Source organism: Arthrobacter sp. V1I9 (assembly GCF_030817075.1).
GTDB lineage: Bacteria > Actinomycetota > Actinomycetes > Actinomycetales > Micrococcaceae > Arthrobacter.
In genome coordinates this window covers 3704549-3725717 of record NZ_JAUSYU010000001.1, presented here as the reverse complement: position 1 = coordinate 3725717, position 21169 = coordinate 3704549, and the positions used below count along the sequence as shown (strand labels likewise).

General features: G+C 64.8%; 23 protein-coding genes. 9 read left to right on the top strand and 14 right to left on the bottom strand.

Going from position 1 to position 21169, the window contains the following annotated elements; all coding sequences use genetic code 11:
• Positions 1–636 precede the first annotated feature (636 nt).
• Entirely contained in the window at positions 637–2538 is a 1902-nt protein-coding gene (locus QFZ70_RS17415; protein WP_307097412.1) for a hypothetical protein, read from the bottom strand.
• Between the two features lie 90 nt (positions 2539–2628).
• Here QFZ70_RS17415 and QFZ70_RS17410 point away from each other — a divergent pair, with 90 nt between their 5' ends.
• Positions 2629–4014 carry a hypothetical protein gene (locus QFZ70_RS17410; RefSeq protein WP_307097410.1) on the top strand — a complete coding sequence of 462 codons (1386 nt, stop codon included), beginning with the start codon at positions 2629–2631 and terminating at the stop codon, positions 4012–4014.
• A gap of 13 nt (positions 4015–4027) precedes the next feature.
• On the opposite strand, the gene QFZ70_RS17405 is transcribed toward QFZ70_RS17410, so the two are convergent.
• Entirely contained in the window at positions 4028–4834 is an 807-nt protein-coding gene (locus tag QFZ70_RS17405) for an NAD(P)-dependent oxidoreductase (RefSeq protein ID WP_307097928.1), read from the bottom strand.
• Positions 4835–4904: 70 nt separating this feature from the next.
• A complete protein-coding gene (locus tag QFZ70_RS17400; RefSeq protein ID WP_307097408.1) occupies positions 4905–5033 on the bottom strand; it encodes a hypothetical protein in 129 nt (42 codons plus the stop codon).
• A 177-nt stretch (positions 5034–5210) separates the two neighbouring features.
• On the opposite strand from QFZ70_RS17400, the gene QFZ70_RS17395 reads away from it, so the two are divergent.
• Positions 5211–6266: a TRAP transporter substrate-binding protein gene (locus QFZ70_RS17395; RefSeq protein WP_307097406.1), complete on the top strand. Its 1056-nt coding sequence runs from the start codon at positions 5211–5213 to the stop codon at positions 6264–6266.
• 7 nt (positions 6267–6273) lie between these two features.
• On the opposite strand, the gene QFZ70_RS17390 is transcribed toward QFZ70_RS17395, so the two are convergent.
• The gene (locus QFZ70_RS17390; RefSeq protein ID WP_307097404.1) at positions 6274–6960 is read right to left on the bottom strand and encodes a TetR/AcrR family transcriptional regulator C-terminal domain-containing protein; all 687 of its coding nucleotides are present in this window, start codon (positions 6958–6960) and stop codon (positions 6274–6276) included.
• Between the two features lie 136 nt (positions 6961–7096).
• Between QFZ70_RS17390 and QFZ70_RS17385 the strand changes: the two genes are divergently transcribed.
• Entirely contained in the window at positions 7097–8482 is a 1386-nt protein-coding gene (locus QFZ70_RS17385) for a flavin monoamine oxidase family protein (RefSeq protein ID WP_373461609.1), read from the top strand.
• A gap of 93 nt (positions 8483–8575) precedes the next feature.
• On the top strand, positions 8576–9058 hold the full coding sequence (locus QFZ70_RS17380; protein WP_307097401.1) for a pyridoxamine 5'-phosphate oxidase family protein: 483 nt from the start codon (positions 8576–8578) through the stop codon (positions 9056–9058).
• 7 nt (positions 9059–9065) lie between these two features.
• Here QFZ70_RS17380 and QFZ70_RS17375 read toward each other — a convergent pair whose 3' ends face one another.
• Both QFZ70_RS17375 and QFZ70_RS17370 read right to left on the bottom strand, forming a co-directional pair.
• Positions 9066–9665 (bottom strand): hypothetical protein, encoded by a 600-nt coding sequence (locus QFZ70_RS17375; protein ID WP_307097400.1) that lies wholly within the window; start codon positions 9663–9665, stop codon positions 9066–9068.
• Positions 9666–9737: 72 nt separating this feature from the next.
• Positions 9738–10337 (bottom strand): hypothetical protein, encoded by a 600-nt coding sequence (locus QFZ70_RS17370; RefSeq protein WP_307097398.1) that lies wholly within the window; start codon positions 10335–10337, stop codon positions 9738–9740.
• A 150-nt stretch (positions 10338–10487) separates the two neighbouring features.
• Here QFZ70_RS17370 and QFZ70_RS17365 point away from each other — a divergent pair, with 150 nt between their 5' ends.
• A complete protein-coding gene (locus tag QFZ70_RS17365) occupies positions 10488–10868 on the top strand; it encodes a VOC family protein (RefSeq protein WP_307097396.1) in 381 nt (126 codons plus the stop codon).
• Between the two features lie 90 nt (positions 10869–10958).
• On the opposite strand, the gene QFZ70_RS17360 is transcribed toward QFZ70_RS17365, so the two are convergent.
• Entirely contained in the window at positions 10959–11363 is a 405-nt protein-coding gene (locus QFZ70_RS17360) for a DUF5997 family protein (RefSeq protein ID WP_307097394.1), read from the bottom strand.
• On the opposite strand from QFZ70_RS17360, the gene QFZ70_RS17355 reads away from it, so the two are divergent.
• A complete protein-coding gene (locus QFZ70_RS17355; RefSeq protein WP_373461693.1) occupies positions 11362–12162 on the top strand; it encodes a LysR family substrate-binding domain-containing protein in 801 nt (266 codons plus the stop codon). The two genes, QFZ70_RS17360 and QFZ70_RS17355, sit on opposite strands and share 2 nt — an antisense overlap.
• Positions 12163–12227: 65 nt before the next feature.
• Here QFZ70_RS17355 and QFZ70_RS17350 read toward each other — a convergent pair whose 3' ends face one another.
• From QFZ70_RS17350 to QFZ70_RS17340, 3 genes are read right to left on the bottom strand one after another with little or no spacing between them, the layout of a single operon-like run.
• Positions 12228–12890 carry a DUF3618 domain-containing protein gene (locus tag QFZ70_RS17350; protein WP_307097392.1) on the bottom strand — a complete coding sequence of 221 codons (663 nt, stop codon included), beginning with the start codon at positions 12888–12890 and terminating at the stop codon, positions 12228–12230.
• Positions 12887–13318: a phage holin family protein gene (locus QFZ70_RS17345; RefSeq protein WP_307097389.1), complete on the bottom strand. Its 432-nt coding sequence runs from the start codon at positions 13316–13318 to the stop codon at positions 12887–12889. Before QFZ70_RS17345 ends, QFZ70_RS17350 begins: the two co-directional genes overlap by 4 nt.
• 30 nt (positions 13319–13348) lie before the next feature.
• Positions 13349–14137, bottom strand: a complete 789-nt coding sequence (locus QFZ70_RS17340) for a hypothetical protein (protein WP_307097388.1) — start codon at positions 14135–14137, stop codon at positions 13349–13351.
• A gap of 269 nt (positions 14138–14406) precedes the next feature.
• Between QFZ70_RS17340 and QFZ70_RS17335 the strand changes: the two genes are divergently transcribed.
• On the top strand, positions 14407–14937 hold the full coding sequence (locus QFZ70_RS17335; protein ID WP_307097387.1) for a MarR family winged helix-turn-helix transcriptional regulator: 531 nt from the start codon (positions 14407–14409) through the stop codon (positions 14935–14937).
• A 74-nt stretch (positions 14938–15011) separates the two neighbouring features.
• On the opposite strand, the gene QFZ70_RS17330 is transcribed toward QFZ70_RS17335, so the two are convergent.
• The 3 genes from QFZ70_RS17330 to QFZ70_RS17320 all read right to left on the bottom strand — a co-directional run bounded on the left by QFZ70_RS17330 (position 15012) and on the right by QFZ70_RS17320 (position 17006).
• Positions 15012–15317 (bottom strand): hypothetical protein, encoded by a 306-nt coding sequence (locus QFZ70_RS17330; protein WP_307097386.1) that lies wholly within the window; start codon positions 15315–15317, stop codon positions 15012–15014.
• Between the two features lie 33 nt (positions 15318–15350).
• Positions 15351–16487 (bottom strand): Vms1/Ankzf1 family peptidyl-tRNA hydrolase, encoded by a 1137-nt coding sequence (locus QFZ70_RS17325; RefSeq protein WP_307097385.1) that lies wholly within the window; start codon positions 16485–16487, stop codon positions 15351–15353.
• A gap of 183 nt (positions 16488–16670) precedes the next feature.
• On the bottom strand, positions 16671–17006 hold the full coding sequence (locus QFZ70_RS17320) for a hypothetical protein (RefSeq protein ID WP_307097384.1): 336 nt from the start codon (positions 17004–17006) through the stop codon (positions 16671–16673).
• A 54-nt stretch (positions 17007–17060) separates the two neighbouring features.
• Between QFZ70_RS17320 and QFZ70_RS17315 the strand changes: the two genes are divergently transcribed.
• Entirely contained in the window at positions 17061–18704 is a 1644-nt protein-coding gene (locus QFZ70_RS17315; RefSeq protein ID WP_307097383.1) for a 5-oxoprolinase/urea amidolyase family protein, read from the top strand.
• A gap of 72 nt (positions 18705–18776) precedes the next feature.
• The gene (locus tag QFZ70_RS17310; RefSeq protein ID WP_307097382.1) at positions 18777–19613 is read left to right on the top strand and encodes an alpha/beta fold hydrolase; all 837 of its coding nucleotides are present in this window, start codon (positions 18777–18779) and stop codon (positions 19611–19613) included.
• A gap of 90 nt (positions 19614–19703) precedes the next feature.
• Here the strand turns inward: QFZ70_RS17310 and QFZ70_RS17305 are convergent, their stop codons facing one another.
• Complete coding sequence (locus QFZ70_RS17305; RefSeq protein ID WP_307097381.1) at positions 19704–20960, bottom strand: FAD-binding protein; 1257 nt, start codon at positions 20958–20960, stop codon at positions 19704–19706.
• Positions 20961–21169 lie beyond the last annotated feature (209 nt).

Sequence of the window (21169 nt, the reverse complement as noted above, 5' to 3'; positions counted from 1 at the left end):
TGGCTTCGCTCAGCAAAGGCGCTAAGCTCCCATGGCCTGGCAGAAAAGTCGGGGGCGTAACCCACAGACGTTTGGATCCGGCTCCACCCAGTGGCTATGTGTTTTTTCCCGAGGTCAACCCCGGCCATATCCAAGTGATTCGACACGAGGCCTTGGTCATTGATTCGCGCAGTTTGGCCGTCGAACTCTACATACAACTCGACCGGAGTTCCGTCGTGAAGGGTATGCGGAAGCGTAAATAGGTACCCATAGCCGGGTGTCCGGACATCGATCAGAAGCCGGTGATCAGGGGCCAGTTCTTCCATGAAATAGCTGGTTTCCGTCATGATTTTGTCGCCTCCTTCCGAGGGTTTGACCACGTCATTCCGCTTCGAGACCAGGATGCAGACGACCCAGAAGAACGCGGCCGAGTGCGTCCAGCTAGGATTCGCGTCCATCGCTACTCCCGCACGTTGTTCCCATGGTGCTCCTCCTGAGTTTCCCTACTTCACCCTCACCACCTTGATGGGCGAGTCTGGAAACTTGGTGAAAAACAGCCGTACATTCACCACTTATTTAAAGCGTCCAAGCAATGTCATCGCCCTCCGGACCACGCCCGCGATCCATGGCCCAAAAGTCACGCCACCGTGGCTTCGATCAGCGCTGGACGCGTTTCTGGGCAGAGGCTCGCGAAAGGCCCATGTACCCCTCCTTGGTCCCCAGTACATGGACTTTGAGAGCTTGACCGCGGTCAGTGGCCGCAATGCGGTAGGTGACTGTGTTGGCGCCCCGGATCGGCTGGTTGTTCCGGTACCACTGATAGCGAAGCTGCGTTCCGGGGGTCCACGCCCAGGCGTGGGCTGATAGCGTCCGTCCTGCCTGCAGGGTTCCGGTTATTAGCGGTGTAGGGGCGGTCAGGATGCCGGTGTTGATCAGGTGCTGGGCGCCTTGCCTCGTGACCGTCGTGTAAAAGGTCTGCGTGCCCACGACGCGCACCCGCAGTACGGCGTTGCGATCTCTCGCCGGCACTGTATAGCTTGAGCTTGTCGCGCCCTGAATGGCCTGGCCGTTTCTAAGCCATTGGTAGCTAAATTTGGTCCCTGCGGTCCACCCGGGGGTGGAGGCCCGCAGTGTCACTCCAACGCGTGCGCTTCCGGAGACCAGCGGTTCGGCGGACTTCAGATTAACCAGCGGGATCTTCACCACGGAGGCCTTGGCTTCATGGGAGGCATAGCCGGGACTGTCCGTTCGAACCACTGCCTGAAGAGTAGCTCCGGCGTCAGAGGCTTTCAGAGTGTATGCCGCCGTGGTCGCACCGGAAACAGTCTGCCCGTTTCGCAGCCAAGCGTAGGTTACTGCCTGCCCGGTAGGCCAGGGATTGTTAGCCGTTAACCGGTAGCCGGGCTGGAGTCTCTGCTGGAGTTCCGCCACTGCGTTTACGAGCGTATCGCCATGGACATAGCCGCTGCGCCGGTCCTCTGGGAGGGGTGCGGGACCGACCGCGACAACCGCAGAGGCTCCCTTCGCGCGGGTCCCCGCTTCGATGAACTGAAATCTCTGCCCTACGTCCGTCGGTTTGGGATACCAGGAATCCGGTGCCGCTTCCGGCGTTGACGGGAAGCTTCCGTCGGACCGCAGCCGATACCATCCGGACTTTGTACTCTGATCCGGGGCGGTACGGGCTACCCGTACTGGATGGTAGCTGTAGGGCCTTGCCGCTCCAACAGTCACGTCGTTGAATCCGCCGGCGCCTTCAACGCTCCGGACCAGCTGTGAAGACCGCTCGTGCACTGTGCCGTCCGGCCAGGTCCCGGTGACGACGATCCGCGAGACGCTGCCTGACGCCGGGATGTATTCTCTTCCGTCAGACACCAGTGTCCCGTCCTCCAGGAGCCAGCGGTAGCGCAGGACCGCTCCCTCACCCCACGCCGGGAAACGAACCCCGGCTGGAACCCCGGCCTTGAACGCCCAGGGAACCTGCGGCGTCGGGGCAGCATGGGTGGGATGGCCCACCCGGACTTCCCATCCTGCCGTGCGGTGCAGCGACAAGTACGGCTGGTGAATGGTCCGTGAGTAGAGCGGTGGCTGGGCTCCCGTGGGGAAGCGCGGAACCATTTCCATCACCGGGGTGACAAGGGTCAGCCGCTGCAGCCCTTCAGGCAAGGACCCTTCCGGCGCGGGAATGGTCACGGTGTAAGCCGTGGACCCACCATTGGCTGCCTCAGCTGTGATGCCGGCCTTGTTTACGCTGAGTTTCGTGGTGATGCCTTGATCGTTTTCAAACGTGAGATGCATGTGGGCCAGCACGGCCTGCTGATCCCCCTCGCATCTAATGCTGACCGGCATCCGCACCGCGTCACCGGCAAGAACGGTTGCCGGTAATGCCAGGGATTCGAGGCTGCCCACGGTCGCAGAAGATTCTGCTCCGCAGGGGTACGACGAGACCGCAATGGCTGGAAATGCCACCAGCGTGCCTGACAAAACCACGGACGCGGCGAAACCTGCAGAGATGACAGCACGTACACCACGGCCCACGAATTCCCCCAAGATTACAAACAATTCATCAGAGTATATATGCAGCCTGTGATGCATTATATTGACGGCAACTAGAAAGCTTTCTAGCTGCTTTTGACCGGAAAGTCACTCCCTATGTCAGTAAAGAAGATCACCAATTTCGCTGTTGCGGCGCTTGTCGGTGCTGCGGCGCTTCTGGTGGCACCCGCACCGGCAGCACAGGCAGCGGCCCAGGTCTATAACCCCTGCGCACGCGCAACGTCGGGTCAAACCAAATACTCCACCTTCGGAGCAAACCGTGTCACTTTTGCCACCACGGTGACACGAGACGCCAACGTTGTCACCCTCACCAGCTGCGTGCGGCGCGGGAACACTTACGTTCAGGAGTGGCAGGACTGGGGCTACGTCGGTCTCAAAGGATTCGCTGCGCCGGGATTGACATGGGAGAACACTTTCAAGTCTCCGACTGGTTCCTACAGCGTCACCGAGGCGCTTGGCCGCTCCAATCCGGGCACGTCGTTGAAGTACTACAAGGTGAATTCCAACTCGCGCTGGGGTGGCGAATACGGAGCTACCTACAACCAGTACTTCGAGGGTCGCGGTGGACCCTCGGACGAGAACCTCTGGACGTACATGAATCAGGGTTACTACGAGCAGGCAGCAGTTATCAACTACAACCGCGCGCCTGACATGAAAGTGACGCAGGGCGCTTCGTATGCGATCTTCCTGCATGCTGGTCGCACCACGTCAGCAGGTTGTGTATCCACGAGCCTTGCTACAACCACACGGTTTCTCCGCTCAGCGCGACCTGGTGACAGGATCATCATGGGAGCGGTGGATGACGTGTTCACTCCGTACTCCAGCAACCCGTTTGGCGCGATCATGGGCAAGTATGCGGCTTCAGGCAGTGTCGCTGGAGGTCTGAAAAGCCCGATCAACAAAGAACTTGCTGGATTGAAGAACGGTGGGGCGGGACGCGCCTATCAGGGCGGCGGCATTTACTGGTCACCTGCTACAGGCGCGAAGATTTCCGGTGGTGCCATCCGTAATAGGTGGGCAAGCGCAGGAGCTTACAACGGCTCCTATGGTTACCCGACAACCGATGAGTACGCAGTTCCGGGCGGCAGGGCGCAGAAGTTCCAGAACGGCATTTCCATCACATGGAATGGCAAGGCCGCATTTGCCCAGTCCGGAGCCATCGGTGCGCGCTGGCAAGGAGCAAGCTGGCTAGGTACAGCCAGCAACAACATGACCAAGATCAAGAATGGCGGTTACTACCAGACATTCCGTGGTGGCCTGATTTACTGGTCTCCAACGACGGGTGCCCGCCTCTCAACCGGAGCGATGCATGCCGCTTGGGGTAAGGCCGGTTACGAGAACGGTCGCCTCGGTTACCCGAAGACAGATGCTTACAAGACTTCCAAGGGAATGTCGCAGAACTATCAGGGTGGTCGCATTGATCTCAGCACCGCTGGCAAGGCGACTTACACCTATGGAACGGCTGTACCAACCGCAAGGTAGCACTATCTGACGCTTACCTCTCTGCCACCTGTTGGGAGCGCTTAGCGAGGGTTTCGTGGATGCCCGTGTGGTCCAGTGCCCCGTCGCCGTTAGCGACCATTTCCTCAAACAGTTCATTGACGGCAGTGCTCACCGGGAGCTCGAGCCCGCGCGTAGTCGCGGCGTCGAGCACAAAACCGAGGTCCTTAAGCTGGTTCCGGGCGCTGCCGCCGCCCGTGAAGTCGCCCGTGAGCCACCGTTCTCCTTTTTGCCGGAGGACCTCAGAGTTGGCGAGCCCGCCGCGCAGGAGTTCAAGCATCACCGCGAGATCCAGATTGCCGGACCGGGCCAGCAGCATCGCCTCTGACACGGCCGTCACCGTCGCCGCGACAATGACCTGGTTGCAGGCCTTGGCCAAGGCCCCCGAACCGGCAGGCCCCATGTAGCGCACGGTGGTGCCCATCGCCTGGAAAACCGGCTCCAAAGAACGGGCCACCGGCTCGTCCCCGCCCACCATGATGCTCAGGGTCCCGTTTTCGGCGCCGGCGGTGCCGCCGCTGACGGGCGCATCAAGAACCCGCACCCCATGGTCCCGGAACAATTGCTGTACGAAGGCCGCTACCGCAGTCGGCGACACCGTGCCGTGAACCACCAGGACGGGCTCTTTGATCCCCTTGGCGGCCCAGCCTGCCAGGAGGCCGTTATCGCCTGCCAGCAGGGATTCAACCTGTTCCAGGTCCGGCAGGATGGTGAGTACGACGTCGGCGGCGGCCCGAGCCCCAAGCCTTACCAGTGGTTCCGTTTTCGCGGCCGTCCGGTTCCAGACGGTGAGCCCTTCCAGAGATGGTCCGGCTATTGTGGAACAGGTTTACTTCGAAGCGCATGCCGAAGCAGCGGCATAGCAGCGAGCCTTATGGCCGGGAGACGCTGGACCGCTCCACCAGCTCAGCGGCCACGCGGATGGTGGTCGGCTTGCCGTTACTCTTACCGCTTGCCCTTGCCAGGGCCAGCTGTACGGAGTGCCCCGCGAGCAGGTCCACCGGCTGGCGGTCCTCGATGCGCGTGGCCTGGCTGGGAGTTTCCTGTCAGTTTATTCGCCGCCCTGTTCCCCCGGACCCGCCGGGCGTAAATTTGCTGATTATAGTCCAATCCGCCACCCTCTTGAAGCGGCGGAGTTGGACCGGGAAGAGGTCAACATGTATCCGTTCAGGCGCGTGATGGCGACAGCCTCCATTGCCGCACTTATCACCATCACTACAGCGTGCGGAGCGCCGGAGGCGCCGGATTTGGCAGCGGATAACCCAACCTACTTCACCGTTGCCACGGCCTACGGCGTTGGGCAGCCCGGGGCAGCGCAGCTGGCAGAATTCGTCCGGCAAGTCCAGAGACTCTCCCCGGACGGCAGCATCAAGATTGATACACAACTCCAGGCCGCGGGTGACGCCACCGAGGCATGGAACCAGGCCGTCCTTGAGCTGGTGCAGGCAGGAGACGTCGACCTGGCCCTGATCCCCACACAGACGTGGGAAGCCGAAGGAGTCACCTCGTTCAACGCACTCTCTGCGCCGTTCCTCGTGAGCAATGATGACGTGCTGAAGCAGGTTGTTGCCCCTGGCTTCGCTGACCCGATGCTGGCCGGACTCACACCGGCGGGACTGACCGGGCTTGCCCTGTTTCCCGAAGGCCAGCGGCATCTCTTCTCCTTCGCGGAACCCATTAGGGATCCCGCCGACCTGGAGGGAAAGGTCGTCCGCGCCCCCCGGTCGGACACTGCCGAGGAGGTGCTGGAGTCCTTCGGTGCGGTGCCAAAGCCCTTGCCTGGAAAGCAATTCACACAGGCGCTGGCACAAAACGCGGTGAGCGCGACCGAAACGTCCTTCGCCCGTGCCGGTGCCCTGACGAAGCCCACGACCGTGACGGGAAATCTCCCGCTCTATCCCAGAATCAATACCCTGGTCATCAACCAGGACCGGCTGAACGGGTTGCCCGACAAAGAACGCCGCACCCTGGAGCAAGCAGCAGACGCCACCCGTGCGTGGGCCACCGCATCGATGCCTGCTACTGCAGCCGAGGCCGTCGGATACTGTCGGGCCGGCGGGACCATCTTCACGGCACCGGAAGAGGGCATCGAGGCTTTCAAAGCAGCAGCAGCCCCAACAATCACCAGGCTGGAAAAGGACCCCGCGACCAAGGCCCTCATGGCCAAGATCCGCTCACTGGCGGCATCCACGCCCGCCCCGGCCCCGCTGGCCCCCTGCCGCCCCACCGGATAGAAACCGCCTACGCCCGCAACGCGCCGAGCCCCGAAATCAGCGCCTCAAGCCCCAGCCCGAAGGCAACATCGGCCGGCCGTCCCCCGCTCCCGGAAGCGGCGCTCCGCACGGCAGCGGTGAAATGAGGCGTGGACTCCGCCATGGACCCTGAATCAAAGATGTCCTCGGGCGCCGTTACGTCATACGCCGAGCCGAAGATGAAGGACTCCAGCGCCACAATGGAGGAAACAATGCGCTCCTGTGGGAAACCGGCGTCGAGAAAACCCTTGCTCACTGTCTCGTACATGGCGAGGGTCTGCGGCGCGTCAGTCACCGGAAGCACGGCAATGACGGGGATCAGCGGCGTGTGTTCCGCGAAGACGTTGCGGTAGCTCCAGGCCCATCTGCGCACGGCGTCCTCCCACGGTGCCGACCCAAAATCCGACACGTCCACCAGAGAGGTGAGGTGGTCCTCCACCAGGAGCAGGACGTCCCGCTTGGCAGCGACATGGTTGTAGAGGGCCGACGGCGCCACGTCCAGTTCCTTGGCCAGGCCCGCCATCGTAAGGCCGTCGTAGCCCTTGCGGTTGATGAGCTCCAGCGCGGCTGCCGTGATCCCGGCCTTGTCCAGCAGGGCTGCCGACGGGCGCCCTGCACGCCTCCTGGCGCCGGCGTTTCCGGCGGAGCGTCCCTGCGTGGCTGGTACTGCCGGCATTACTGGCCTTTCTCTGGTGGGTCTCCAGCATTATTCCATCCGGCACTTCCGGTCCCTGCAGCGAGCCGCTATAGTTCTAATAAATGAACGCCAATCATTTAGTGGCTCCCGTCACCAAGGAAACAAAGAGGACATCATGCTGAACCTGAACCGCGACGTCGTTGTCGTTGGAGCCGGACCCTCGGGACTCACCGCAGCCCGCGAACTCAAGAAGGCCGGCCTCACCGTCGCCGTCCTTGAGGCACGTGACCGCGTCGGCGGCCGCACGTGGACCGACACCGTGGACGGCGCCATGCTCGAAATCGGCGGCCAGTGGGTCTCACCGGACCAGACAGTGCTCCTGGACCTCCTCCAGGAACTTAATCTCCAAACCTACCCCCGGTACCGCGAGGGCGAGTCGATGTACATCGGCAAAGACGGCGTCCCCGTCCGCTACGCCGGCGACTCCTTCCCGGTGGACCAGGACACCGAAGCCGAGATGGACAAGCTCATCGCCCTGCTGGACGGGCTCGCCGCTGAGATCGGCCCCGCCGAACCCTGGGCCCACCCCAAGGCGCGGGAACTGGACACCATCTCCTTCCATCACTGGCTGCGGCTGCACTCCGCCAACGAGGAGGCCTGCAACAACATCGGCCTGTTCATCGCCGGCGGCATGCTCACCAAGCCCGCCCACGCGTTCTCCGCCCTGCAGGCAGTGCTGATGGCTGCCTCCGCGGGTTCCTTCACCCACCTCACCGATGAGGACTTCATCCTGGACAGGCGCGTAGTAGGCGGCATGCAGCAGGTCTCCCTGCTGCTCGCGCAGGAGCTGGGGGACGACGTCGTCCTTAACTCCCCGGTGCGCACCATCAACTGGGAGCCGGACGCCGACGGCGGGCACCGCGTCACTGTCGTTTCGGACCAGGCCACCGTCAACGCCCGCTTCGTGATCATGGCCGTGCCGCCCAATCTCTACTCGCGGGTCTCGTTCAACCCGCCGTTGCCGCGCCGCCAGCACCAGATGCACCAGCACCAGTCGCTGGGCCTGGTTATCAAGGTCCACGCCGTCTACAGCCGTCCGTTCTGGCGGAACTCCGGCCTGTCCGGCACCTGCTTCGGGGCCGGCTCCCTCGTCCAGGAGGTCTACGACAACACCAACTTCGGTGACACCCGGGGCACCCTGGTGGGATTCATCTCGGATGAAAAGGCCGACGCCGTCTTCGAGTTGAGTGCCGACGAACGCAGGGGCGCCGTCCTGGAGTCCATTGCCGGGTTCCTTGGCGCCGAAGCCCTTGAGCCCGAGGTCTACTACGAGTCCGACTGGGGCTCCGAGGAGTGGACCCGCGGCGCCTACGCCTCCAGCTACGACCTCGGCGGCCTCCACCGCTACGGCAAGGACCAGCACGCCCCCGTGGGCCCCATCTACTGGTCCTCCTCAGACCTCGCCGCCGAAGGCTACCAGCACGTGGACGGCGCCATCCGGATGGGCCGCCGTACTGCCGCCAGCATCTGCGAGGCAGCCCGGGTGGGCGTGCCGGCCTAAGTGATGCCGGGTAGGCGGGCTGGAAAATAAGCATGCTTACCAATAGGCTGGCGGATGGGGAGCGTCCCCGCATGCAGACGAACGAGGTGAAATATGACTGACACCGAGAGCATCAGCAAGGTCACGGACATCATCAACCATTCCCACATCGGAATGTTGACCACCGTCAACGAAGAAGGCGCCCTCGTCAGCCGGCCGCTGGCAGTCCAGGACGTCAAGGACGACGGCGACATGTGGTTCTTCACGGGCCTCGGCACCTCGCAGGTGGCCCACGTCCGGGCTGACCCGCGCGTCAACGTTTCCTTCGGCAAGAACACCGAGTGGGTTTCGGTTGCCGGGACCGCCGAAGTGGTGACGGACCGGGCGAAGATCCGGGAGCTGTGGAACCAGGCCGTTGAAGCGTGGTTCCCGGACGGCCCGGATACCCCCGAAGTGTGCCTGCTTCGCATCGATTCCGATTCCGCCGAGTACTGGACCAGCCCGGGCGGCACCGCCGCGACCGTGTTCCAGTGGGTCAAGTCCAAGGTCACCCACAGCCGGATGAGCGTGGGCGAAAGCGGCACCGTCGAGCTGTAGGAAGCTCCTACGAACCGTTCAGGGCGCCGAGGACGGCGGGCAGCAGCACGCCGTCCCGGCCCCAGAACGGGTCCAGGACCTCCACGTACCAGGAGTCGGCGAGCAGCAGCGCCAGCGTTTCGTTGGTTTCGTCGGCCCAGTCCTGGATCTGCTCCTCCGTGACCGGGTTCTCGCTGGACCCCAGGACCGTCACTACCTCGCCGCCATCCAGGGTTACCGGGATGGCTGCATTGCTGGACTCGCCGGGGGAGTGGGCCACAGTAACGAGTTCAGACCGGGTGGACAGGGCCAGGAGTTCGGCTGCCACTTCTGCGCTGCAAAAGCCGGTGACGTACTGGCGCTGTACAAGTGCGCGTGCGCTCAGCCCGGGCTGCGATTCCTTCGTAAACAGCCCGTTCCGGTTCAGGTCAGCAAGTGCGACGGCGATCGTTGCGGTCTCGGCGTCATACCTTGCCGTGAAGGTGGCAGGCTGAAATTCACTGTGCCCTTCGAGCCAGCGCGCTGTCAGTTCGCCGGCGGCCGGCAGCGTGGTGGCCTGCCGCCAGGCTCCCCGGTCCTCCAGACGCCTGCCGAACCGGTCGCGGTCTTCTGTTTCTTGAGGCTCCATCCTCGGATGCTACGGCGCCCCGCCGCCGGACTCCAGTGGAAGCGACACAGCAGTTAATGCACAAACAAGCAGTTATTGCCCCGCCGCAGGAATCCCCGCCGCTTGCTCGGCGTCGGCCAGGGCACGGCTGAAGCGTTCGACGGCGGGCGGGTACCCGTGGTGCCCCGCGGCCCTCAGCTGCTCGGCCTCACGCATGGCTTTGATGACGGCAGCGGTCTGGGGCAGCCGGACATCGGTCATGGCCGGGTAGTCGATGCAGTACGCAGGATCCAGCTCGTACCGGCGCCAGCGCTCCAGAAGCACACTGTGTTCAGCCTGCGCAGCCGTGTGCAGGGGCAGATACTCCCGGCGTTGCCGCCGAAGAGAAAGCCAGGCCACCATCCGCGGGCTGCCCCGGTAGGCGGCGACGCCGGAAGCCACGGCCGCGCCGGCGAGGAAAAGCCCCGCCCACGCGGACGTGAGGGCGGGAATGATCAGGGCGGGAAGGGCAACCGCTGAGCCAAGGAACAGGTCCCAGAACAACTGGTCCGACCGCTCAGGTTCCGTGGCCGGCACGGCAAGTGCCCGCCGTCGGACCTGGAAAACGGTGGCCGCCACGCTGATGACCAGCACTGATCCGCACAGCAGGAGGATCCATGCCCCCGGGAACAGGGATTCTGCGATGGCTGCCACCTTGCACCTCCACGTCCACAGGCCCGGCGGGAAAGGCCGGGCTGGTCCTTCCATTCCAGCGCCTTCCCGCGCCGCGGTCAATGGCCACGGGACCCGGAGCAGGGGAGGGCGGGGCTTTCGGGCAGGTGCGGCTGCACGTACCTTGGGACCATGAGACTCAAGATGTGCAGCATCCACGTTCAGGACCCCACCGCCGCCCATACCTTCTACACGCAGACGCTCGGTTTCGAGACGCTGATGGCCATGCCCGAGTACAACCTGTTCATCATCAAGGACCCGGGCGCGGACCAGAGCTCAGTGGGCCTGCTGCTGGAACCGAGTGACAACCCGATTGGCGCGAGTTACATGAATGCTGTCAACGAGGCCGGCCTGCCTGCGATTGTTTTTGGCGTCCCGGACGTGCGGGCGGAGTATGAGCGGCTGGTGAAGGCGGGCGTCAGCTTCAAGAGCGAACCGGCCGAAGACCCCTCCGGGATCAGCGCAGTGTTCGACGACGGCTGCGGCAACTTCGTCCAGCTGCACCAGGACTGAGCCCCCCCTGGCACAACAGAGGCTTGTTCGCGGATCCGGACCTTGAAGGGTTCGGGTCCGCGAACAAGCCTCGGTTAAAACCTGCCCGGATTACTCGGCCTGGGCGCGGGCCGGCTTGGCGTCCTTCTTTGCGGTTTCTTCCTTCACCCGCTGGGCTTCGGCCCGGACCGCGGCGTGGGTGGCGCGCTCGCTGACCAGCCACGCGGGGGGAGCCTGCAGCAGTGCGGTGATTTCCGCCGTCGTCAACGCTTCCTCAACGCCGCCGCGGGACAGTCCGCTGATGGACACGTTCAGCTTCTGGGCCACCACGGGGCGGGGGTGCGGGCCGTTGCGGCGCAGTTCGGCCAGCCACTCCGGCGGGTTGGCCTGGAGTTCGGCGAACTCGGCGCGGGTGATGGTTGATTCCTGGAACTCCTGCGGTGTTGCGGGCAGGTAGATGCCAAGTTTCTTGGCAACGGTGGCCGGCTTCATGGACTGGGAGTTTGCAGAGGTCATGCTTCAAGGGTATCCGGGCGGACGGTACTGTGAAGACGTGCCCACCGACAACGCCCCCCAGACAGACGCCGGTCCCGCAGGGTCTGCTGACCCGGCCGAGCAGGACGCCCCCCGCGTGCTCCGCATCGCCTACGTGGCGGGAGTGACGCCCGGCAAGTGGATCCGCCGGTGGGAAGAACGGGTGCTGGACATTCCGCTGCAGGCGTTTATGTCCGACGACGGCGCGCAGGTTGAAGTGCTGCAGGACGGTTCCGCGGACCTCAGCTTCGTCCGTCTTCCGGTGGAGCGTGAAGGCCTCAACGTGATTCCGCTGTATGAGGAGCAGCCCGTGGTGGTTGCCCCCAAGGGCCACGAAATCTCCGTGTTTGAGGAAGTGGCGTTTGCCGACCTGGAGCAGGAAGCCTTCCTGGACATCACTGCGCTGGGTGGCCCGGAGGCGGCGCTGCAGGTGGTGGCAGCCGGCGCAGGCCTGGTGATCCTGCCCATGTCCGTAGCCCGGCACTTCAACGTCAAAGACACCGTGGCACGGCGGCTCACCGGCGCCTCAGCCACCGAAATCGCCGTCGCCTGGCCTGCGGATTCCACTGATGAGGTCATCGAGGAGTTCATCGGGATTGTGCGCGGGCGTACGGCCCAGAGTTCCCGGCAGCCCTCCGCCCAGCCAGTCAAGGCCAAGAAGGAGCCCAAACCGGACCGACGCGGTACCGGAACCAAGAAGGCCCCCAAGGTGGCCCAGCGCTATGCCCCGAATCCGGACAAGGGCCGGGGCAAGGGGTCCCGCAAGAAGGGCAAGCGCTGACATCAGCCCAAAGACGCCGGAAGGCCGGCTCCGTGCGGAGCCGGCCTTCCTGTACCTAAACGTTCTTAGGTGTTTTGGACGTTGGTTTTGGCGTCGGTGGCGCGGTCTTTGACGTCGGTGACGGCGCTTTGGCCTTCGGCTTTGACGTTTTGGGCGGCGTCAGCGGCGGTGGCTTTGACGCTTTCCATGGCTTCCTGGGCTGGTTCCTTCAGGTCCTGGACCATGTCCTTGGCCGCGTCGGTGACCTTGCCGGCGAGGGGCTCGGCGGCGGTTTTGAGCTGCTGGGCGGCTTCGCGTTCCTTTTGGCTGGCCGGGATCAGGGACGAGACGAGCATCCCGGCGCCGAACGCGATCAGGCCGGCGGCCAGGGGGTTGCCCTGGGTTTTGGCTTTGACCTGGTCCGGTGCGTGCGAGATCGCGGTGCCTGCGTCGCTGAGTTTGGCGGCGACGTTGTCCTTGGCCCCGTGGAGGGAGTCGCCGGTGCTGTGCAGGGCGTTCCCGGTGTGGCCGGTGCCGGAGGAGACCTTGTCCTGGACGGTGGTGGTGGCGGTGTCTGCTGCTCCCATGATTTTCTCCTTCACCCCGACGACGGCGTCTTTTACCTTGTCGGTTTGGCGGTGGACGATGTTGGAGGGGGTGACTTTGTCGGCGACCGCGTCCACGTTGGTGCCCAGGCGGGCGCGGGTTTCTTCAATGTCTGCACGGATTGCGTCCGGGTTATCGCTCATCGGTTTACCTCACCTGGTTTTAGGGTTGGGGGAATCTCGGAAAGGGTTTCGCTGGTCTGGGGGATGCCTTTGATCTGTTTGAGTTCCTTGCGCCCGATCGAGGCCAGGACCGCGGCGATGATGCCCCAGATCACGGCGACGATCACGGCGGCCCAGCCCAGCGGCATCAGCGCGCCCAGGGCGAACATCAGTGCCAGGGACAGGAACAGCAGGACGAAGTGCCCGGCGACGCCGGCGCCGGCGAGCATGCCGCCGCCTTTGCCGGCCTTGGTGGCGGACTGCTTCACTTCGGCCTTGGCCAGTTCGACTTCCTGGCGCATCAGGGTGGACAGGTCCCGGGTGACATCACCCAGCAACTCACCCAGCGAGGCGTTATCAGCCTTCACATGCGCTTCACTCGGAGCAGGCTCCGGAATAGTACTACTCACAGGTGGCGTCCTTCCTTTGACTGGTAGGGGTCATCCTCGAACCGCAAGGGGGTGTCTTCTGCCGTGCCGGAGGGCAGGGTTTGCCGTGGAGACCGGAGCTCCGGCCCCTACAACCGGTTCGTCGTACAGGTCCGTGCCGCTTCCTGCGGCGAACACTGTCTCCTGCCTGAGTGGCGCTGCCTGCGGGGCCACGGCGGGACGCTGGGCCGGGTAGGACTGTGCGGTTCCACCCTGGGAACCGGTGGCGCCTGCGGTGAGGCCGCGGGTGAGGCGGCCCACGAGGATGCCGGCGCCTGCAGCGAGCAGGAGGAAGGTGCCGGGCTTGTTGCGGGCGAAGGTCTGGACCTCAGTCAGCAGCGAGCCTGCATCCTTGTTTTCGATCCAGGAAGCCATGGACGAGGTGCGGTCAGCAGCCTGTCGGATCAGGTCGCTGGCAATGCCCTGCTGGTCCGGGGCATCGGCCATGCTTTGCAGCTGGCTGGAGATGGTCCGGATTCCTTCGGCGGCCTTTTGCTGCTGGGTGCCGGCCTGGCTGGAAAGCCCGGACTTCGCCTGGGACAGCAGGTCCTGGGCGCTGGACTTGGCCTCTGAGGCGACGTGGGCTACTTCTTCCTTGGCCGTCTGGGCTACGCCCTGGGCTGCCGAGGCCGCCTGGCCGGCCACGTCCGATGCCTCTTCCTTGGCGGCCTGCTTCTTGGAGCCGGCGCTGGAATCGGCTGTGCCGGAAGTGGCGAAGGTGTTGTCAGTGCCAACCTCTGAGGCGTAAGGGTCCGAGATAGCAGGGTTGGGCGTCTGGGGCCATTGGTTCTCTGTCATCATGCTCTCTTTCGTAGAAGGGTCGGCTGGCGATCAAGAACCAGCAGTGCTTGCTGTAGTTAGTAAGCATGGTTACTACTTAGATACTAAGCACACTTCCCATTTGAATTGCAAGGGGGCATGTTGGGGCGGCTGTTCTACGGCCTTGCTGGCCCCGGCGATAGTAAGCCTACTTGCGAACTGGATGCTAAGCATGCTTATTGTAGGTAGGTAGCGACGCATGAAGGGGTGACGACACCCGCACTTCGCCACCTACAGGAAGGCCGCGGCCGATGACCAGCAATCTCGATCCGGACGCCCGGAACAGCTACCGCCTGATTACGCTAGCGGCGCGTCTGGTCCAACGGCGTCAGGATGATGCTCTGGCGCCCCTGGGCCTGACCCGGGCCGCCGTTATAGCGCTCGAAGGGCTGGCAGCCGGACCACTGAACCAGGAGCAGCTTGCGGAAGTGGTCCGGGTACAGAGCCAAACCTTGGGCCGGGTACTCACCCGGCTTGAGGCGTCAGGGCATATCAGCAGGAACCGCCACTCGGCGGATCGCAGGCAATTCAAGGTAGAGCTCACCCAAGCCGGCAAGGCGGCGCTCGAGGCGGCGCGGCAGGCGGAAATTGATGCCTACCCTGATGACGCGGATATCTCATGGACAGTCCTGCAGGAGGAATTATCGAAATTCATCCGTGCACTGCCGCCCAGCCGGGACCCGGACGTGGTTCCTTTCGTGGCTCCTGACCACAGGAGTGCGCGCCGCCCCCATGGCGGCCGCGGCAACGGCCTGCGCGGGCTGGACCAGCCGCACCAGTGATGACCCGCAAAGATCAGTCATGACAGGGCAAGAGGGACAGGGCCGCACGGACCTGCCCCTCTTGTTGTGACTGCCTACTTGTTGTTGTTCTCTTGGTTTTCGGTGGCATCGTTGTCTTCCAACAGACCCCGCTGCGCCAGGTCGGCCGCCTCCGACGACTCGGGCGGCAACGGATCCGTTGCCTGCGGGACATCTGCGGGCGCATAGTCGGCAAGGCCGGCGGCAACCCGCTCCTGGTCGGCTGCTGCTTCGTACACGTCGTCGTCTATGTCTTCCGGCATCTTGCCGTGGCCAGTCCGGGTGGGATTCGGCAGCGCATCCTCTTCTGGGATGATGACGCCACCGGGGGCAGCGTCCTGGTTTTCATCCGAAGTTGCCATGATTCACCTTCCGCTCACTTGTGTTGTTTGGGCTTAGGACGACGGCACCGTTGGACCTGTGGGCCAGCGGAGCAGGGCGGCCACGTCCACGCCGTCCGGCAGGACGGGACCCGGAACCAACAGAACCCGGGCGTCTGTGAGGGCGGCAGCCCGGAGCAGGGCCGCCGGCGCAGGAACACTGCCCAGGACGTTGGCGGCGAGCGATTCCTCCTCGGCGGTGGCGATCCACGGCTCCGCGTCAAGCGCCAGCAAGGTCCGTTCGGAGAGTGCGGCATCGTCCAGAATCAGAACGTCCACCTGTGCCTGCTGCAGTGCGTGCACCACGGCGCCGATTCCGGTGGCGGACTCTGGATTGGCCTGGCCCTCCTGCATTGCCAGCCGGTCCATGATGTCCTGCTGCTCAGAGGCCCACTGTTCAGCCACCCGCTGGTTGACCTGGTCCTCCAGGAGGGACTGGTCCGCGCCGGCGGTATGCGTGTGGGAATCAACCACCGACACCAGGGCCTGGCTCGCTTTGGAGAGTTGTTCCTGCACAAGCCTGCGGGCGTGGATATCGCCCGCGAGGACCACCAGCCGGGCACCGCTGCTGCCCACTACCCGGTCGATCTCCTCGGCCACCTGGTCTGCGTTGCGGCGCCAGACGTCTTCGGTGTGGTGCTGGAAGCGGAGGTGGGCCCAGCCGCCGCCCTGGAACTTGCTGACATGTTCGCTTTCTCCCTGCACCTCCCGGGTGCTGGCAGGCGCGCCTGCGCCCGCGTAGTGCAACCGGATCTCGCCGTGTTCGCGGCTGACCTCCGCCACTACATAGGGGAATTCTTCGGGACGGTGCTTCATGAGCGGCAGCAGGTCCGGGATGGGATCCACCGACACCCGCTCCGCCCCTATGCGGTCTCCCGCCAGGACCTCGTTAACCTTCGCTTCGCCCTGGTGGACCAGGACAAACCTGGAGACCGGGGAAGGGACACCTGGTTCGGGCTGCAGGGCCTGCTCGATGGCATCAAGGTCCGCGCCGGACGCGCCTGCGGCTTCAAGGGCGGCCCTGGTGTTGCCCGGCCGGACGTCTGCCGCTTCGAGCGTGTCAACAGTGCCGGTGCCCGCGTCCACGTAGGCGGTGCACCAAGGGCCCGCCATCCGGTAGAGGTCCGCGTATTCCTTCAGGCTGCCGGTCATCGTGCGGCCCCCTCACGGACGGAGTGCATTACGGCAGGTTTGAAGGGTTTTTGGGTGGGGTGAGCTTGTTCAGCCATGACGATCTCCTTCGCTCCGTGATTAGTATCACAGGCTTACTAGTTCGTCGTTTCACCGTAGCACCAGCCAGCGGCGGCTAAAAGGGGTTTCAGGAGGGAACTCCGGTTAGGCGGAGCAGGCATCCTTCAGGGCCTGGACGGACTCGGCCGGCGCCTGGTCTCCGGCCTCCGCGATCTGTCCCAGCGGCGTCGTAATTTCCGCCGGGACGCCGGCAGTACGGGCGGCTGACACCAGGCCGCCGAGCGCCCGCTTGTCCTCCACGCTCACCACGCCGTCCTGGATTACCGCACAGATTTGCCGGTTTACTTCGTCGGCGGCAGCGGTGGCCACTTTCGAGGCTGCATCGCTGGCAGCATTCCCGGCGGCTTCCTCTACGGCGCCGCAGCCGGCCAGCAGCAGCAACAGGGGGACAGCGGAAAGGGGGGCAAGGCGGCGTTTCATGACTCCACCCTAACAATCCAGCATCGTTGACCTTCCGCGTACCATGAGGTTCCTATGGAGACAATGCCGCCTGCTCCCGGTCCGCCGGCGTCCTCCGCCCCGCCCACGGCACTGAAGGTGCTGTCCGTCCGCGCGGTGGGCACGACGGCGGTTCTCGCCGAGCTTTCCGGGCTTCCGGCGGTGCTGGCCCTGCAGGCCGCACTGCTGAAGCAGCCGCTGCCAGGCCAGATGGATGTCCTGGCCGTTGCCGAGACCGTGCTGGTGATGGCGGACTCGCCACGTTCGGCACGCGCCATGCCGGGCCTCCTGCTCGCCATGGACCTCACGGTCCAGGCCCGGGCCGAGGGCCGGCTGGTCACCATTGACGCGGTGTACGACGGCGAAGACCTCGCCGAGGTTGGGCGGCTGACAGGACTTGGCCCGGACGGAGTGGTCGCGGCGCACACCGGACAGGTGTGGACAGTGGCCTTTGGTGGTTTCGCGCCCGGCTTCGGATACATGGTGGGTGAGAACCAAGTGCTTGACGTTCCGCGGCGCTCCTCGCCCCGGACAGTTGTTCCTGCCGGCTCGGTGGCGCTGGCCGGCATCTACTCGGCCGTTTATCCGCGGCAATCTCCCGGCGGGTGGCAGCTGATCGGCCGCACAGCCGCGCATATGTGGCACCTCGGCAGGGAACAACCGGCGCTCGCTGCCCCCGGGGACAGGGTCCAGTTCCGGCCCGTCCGGGAACTGGTTGAGGTAGTGGCATCGTCTGCCCCCGCCACTGAAGCTGGTGCGCCGGAGGTGCCGTCGGGGCTGCGCATTCTGTCGCCGGGACTGCAGAGCCTTGTCCAGGACCTTGGCCGCCCCGGACACACCGGCTTGGGAGTGGGCGCGGCCGGTGCCCTAGACCGTTCATCCCTGCGCCGCGCGAACCGGCTGGTGGGTAACGCGGCAACGGCTGCCGCCGTGGAGACCGTTGCGGGAGGGCTGACGGTGCAGGCCGTGGGCGACCAGATCCTGGCTGCCACCGGGGCCGCGGGGCAGCTGACTCTGCGGCGGGCAGATGAGGACCAGGAGGACGCGGAATCATACTCCGAGAGGAATATACCCACGGCGGAGGCTTTCGTGCTGCTTGATGGCGAGGTGTTGACTGTTGGAGCACCGAAACGAGGCGTTCGCAGCTACCTGGCCGTCCGGGGCGGTGTGGCGGCAGAAGAAGTGCTGGGCAGCTCCTCCACCGACACCCTGTCCGGGCTGGGACCTGCTCCACTGGCTGCAGGAGACGTGATTTGCCCGGGCGATGCCACGGTCTCACAGGTCGTCAGCAGCCCGGAGTTGCAGCCCGACTTTCCGGGCCCGGGAGTGACGCTGCTGGACGTCGTGCCGGGGCCGCGCGAGGACTGGTTCGACGGCGCAGAGGTGGAATCGTTCTACAGCCAGGAATGGGAAGTCACCCCGCGGTCCAACCGGGTGGGGATGCGCCTGGCGGGCGAAGCCCTTCAGCGGAGCCGGGAGGGGGAGCTTCCCAGCGAGGGTACGGTGACGGGGGCACTCCAGGTTCCGCCGGAGGGAATGCCGGTGCTGTTCCTGGCCGATCACCCGGTCAGCGGCGGATACCCGGTCATTGGGGTGGTGGTGGACCACCAACTGGACCTCGCGGGGCAGGTACCCATCGGGGCCCGCATCCGGTTCCGCCGCGTGGAGGGTGCGGGCTGAGGTTACTTGTGGACCTGCCGCCGGCACCGGCAGCGGGGCTAGGATGGCCCGAAAACGGAGGAGGACCATCAGATGCCTGAGCATGTCCCGGCAGCCCCCGAAACGGGGTATGCCCCCGTCAACGGGCTGCAGATGTATTACGAGCTGCATGGCGCCGGCGGTACGCCGCTGCTGCTCCTGCACGGCGGACTCTTCGACATCGAACAACAGTTTGGTGCCTTGATCCCGGGCTTGTCGGAGGGCCGCAGGGTCATCGCCACGGACTTCCAGGGTCACGGCCGAACCAACGACATCGACCGTCCGCTGAACACCCGCGACCTTGCGGCCGATGTCGTCGGACTTCTTGACCACCTGGACGTCCGCAAGGTCGACGTTTTTGGCTTCAGCGTCGGAGGTGCGGTCGCGCTGCATGTGGCAGTCAACCATGCGGAGCTTGTCCGCAAGCTCATCGTTTCATCGGTGTCATTCCGGCCCGATGGTGACCGCGGCGGAAACGCCGAAGCGGTAGCCGCCATGACTGTCGACATGATCGCCGGCACCACGATGGAACAGCGCTACCTGGCTGTTTCGCCGCATCCGGACCTCGGGCACCTGCAGGGGCTTCTGGACAAGCTCGGCGGCTACGATGCCGGCACCGGCGGATGGAGTGATAAGGAGATCCGCGGCATATCCGCTCCAACGCTCATCACGGTGGGCGATTGCGACATGGTCAAACTCGAGCATGCTGTGCGGTTCCTGCAGCTGCGCGGGGGAGACGTGAACGGAGACTTTGACGGCGTGCCGGCGTCGCAGCTGGCGGTTTTTCCCGGCACAACTCACTTCTTTGGGCTGTCCAGGACCGGGCTGGTGCTGGACGTTGTCACCACGTTCCTGGACGCGCCCCGGCCGTCAGGCTGGCAGGACCAGTGATTACCTGAAGCGTACGACGGCGGGAGGCCCCCCGCCGTCGGACGCTGACGTTTACGCCCCGTCCGCCGGGGCGGACCTGGAAACTGACCGTCAGCGTGCGCTCGCCGCCGGGACGCCGAGGATGGTGTCCAGCAGTCCATTGCGGAACTTGCCCTCGGGATCGTGCGCGGAGGCCAGGGAGCGGAACCCGGCGAAGCGGGGGTACAGCGACTCCCAGTCGTGGCCGCCGGGGGAGAACAGCTTGCCCCAGTGCGGCCGGGCGCCGAAGGGCCGGAGCAGATCCTCCAGCTCCGGAAGGAGGGCTTCCACCGCGGGCTGCAGCGGCTTCCAGGTGAAGTGCAGCGCAACACTTTGTTGCCGGTAGAAAGGGCTCAGCCAGAACTCGTCCGCGGCTCCCGTGCGGATCTCCGAGACAAACAGCAGCGGCGCCAGCTTGTCTGCGAGGCTGCGGACCGCCCCTAGTGCTGCCGGCGCGTGCTGCAGCGGCAGGATGAATTCGCTCTGGAGTTCCTCGCCCTTGCTGGGAGTGAACTCGTGCCGGAAGTGCGGCAGCCGGTCCAGCCACTGCCCCGGCTCATCAAGCTGGATGGTGCAGTTCTCGGCGGACATGTCGGGCAGGGGGTGCCTGGGGAGCACTGCCGCCGTCGCGCCGAACAGTTCGGTCAGCGGAGGCTCCGAGTCCAGCGCCTTGAGCCACACCTGGCTGATGGTGTCACCGGCATAATCCGTAAAAAGACTCACGCTGTAGGCGCTGGAAATGAGTTCCGGAAAGTCTGCCAGGGCCCGGTCCCACGGCAGGTTCTCCAGGACGCGCTGGCGCATCTGGAAGCTGGGCTGGACGGCCAATTCCAGCCCGGTGACGATCCCCAGGGCGCCGAGCCCCACCACGCTGGCCAGGAACTCGTCGCCGTCTGCCCGGGTGAGCGTGACGGATTCACCCGAGGGCCGGACCAACTCTATGGACTGCACCGCATCAGCCAGCGACGGGTTGTTGACCCCGGAGCCGTGGGTTCCCGTCTGCACCGCCCCTGCGACGGAGATGTGCGGCAGCGAGGCCAGGTTGTGAATGGCGAAACCGGACTGCTCAAGGGTGCGGCACAGGGTGCCGTAGCTGACACTTCCATTGACCCGCACGGTACTGTTCTCCGGGTCCAGGGCTATGTGTTGGGGCAGGGCGTCGAGCAGCACGTGGACGCCATCGGTGTCCCCCACGCGGTTGAAGGAGTGGCGTGATCCCAAGGCCTTGACCCGGCCCGCCCGCTCCACAATCCGTGCCAGCTCCGCCACCGACTTTGGCCGCTCGACGGTGGTGGAGGAGTATTCGAGGTTTCCTGCCCAGTTCTTCAATGAATCAGCTTTCCGGTGGGGTCTGTGACGGCCTTCTCAACTGTCAGCGCTCACAATCGGCATGTCAAGGCGGTTCCACCGCGCACCATGCCGTGGTCCGGACCGTGATGGGACGGCCGGCGCTGTCTGTCCAGGTTCTGCGGCACGGGGTGCATTTCTACAGGCTTTCCCGGGTACGGCTCATCCTGAGCCGCCACTCACCGGAAATT

Coding starts and splice junctions, on each gene's coding strand:
- QFZ70_RS17375 (WP_307097400.1), bottom strand. CDS start 9,665: ATGGAGCCTCAAGAAACAGAAGACCGCGACCGGTTCGGCAGGCGTCTG.
- QFZ70_RS17320 (WP_307097384.1), bottom strand. CDS start 17,006: ATGAAACGCCGCCTTGCCCCCCTTTCCGCTGTCCCCCTGTTGCTGCTG.
- QFZ70_RS17365 (WP_307097396.1), top strand. CDS start 10,488: ATGAGACTCAAGATGTGCAGCATCCACGTTCAGGACCCCACCGCCGCC.
- QFZ70_RS17410 (WP_307097410.1), top strand. CDS start 2,629: ATGTCAGTAAAGAAGATCACCAATTTCGCTGTTGCGGCGCTTGTCGGT.
- QFZ70_RS17355 (WP_373461693.1), top strand. CDS start 11,362: ATGCTTCAAGGGTATCCGGGCGGACGGTACTGTGAAGACGTGCCCACC.
- QFZ70_RS17380 (WP_307097401.1), top strand. CDS start 8,576: ATGACTGACACCGAGAGCATCAGCAAGGTCACGGACATCATCAACCAT.
- QFZ70_RS17325 (WP_307097385.1), bottom strand. CDS start 16,487: ATGACCGGCAGCCTGAAGGAATACGCGGACCTCTACCGGATGGCGGGC.
- QFZ70_RS17385 (WP_373461609.1), top strand. CDS start 7,097: ATGCTGAACCTGAACCGCGACGTCGTTGTCGTTGGAGCCGGACCCTCG.
- QFZ70_RS17340 (WP_307097388.1), bottom strand. CDS start 14,137: ATGATGACAGAGAACCAATGGCCCCAGACGCCCAACCCTGCTATCTCG.
- QFZ70_RS17390 (WP_307097404.1), bottom strand. CDS start 6,960: ATGCCGGCAGTACCAGCCACGCAGGGACGCTCCGCCGGAAACGCCGGC.
- QFZ70_RS17360 (WP_307097394.1), bottom strand. CDS start 11,363: ATGACCTCTGCAAACTCCCAGTCCATGAAGCCGGCCACCGTTGCCAAG.
- QFZ70_RS17335 (WP_307097387.1), top strand. CDS start 14,407: ATGACCAGCAATCTCGATCCGGACGCCCGGAACAGCTACCGCCTGATT.
- QFZ70_RS17395 (WP_307097406.1), top strand. CDS start 5,211: ATGGCGACAGCCTCCATTGCCGCACTTATCACCATCACTACAGCGTGC.
- QFZ70_RS17310 (WP_307097382.1), top strand. CDS start 18,777: ATGCCTGAGCATGTCCCGGCAGCCCCCGAAACGGGGTATGCCCCCGTC.
- QFZ70_RS17330 (WP_307097386.1), bottom strand. CDS start 15,317: ATGGCAACTTCGGATGAAAACCAGGACGCTGCCCCCGGTGGCGTCATC.
- QFZ70_RS17315 (WP_307097383.1), top strand. CDS start 17,061: ATGGAGACAATGCCGCCTGCTCCCGGTCCGCCGGCGTCCTCCGCCCCG.
- QFZ70_RS17350 (WP_307097392.1), bottom strand. CDS start 12,890: ATGAGCGATAACCCGGACGCAATCCGTGCAGACATTGAAGAAACCCGC.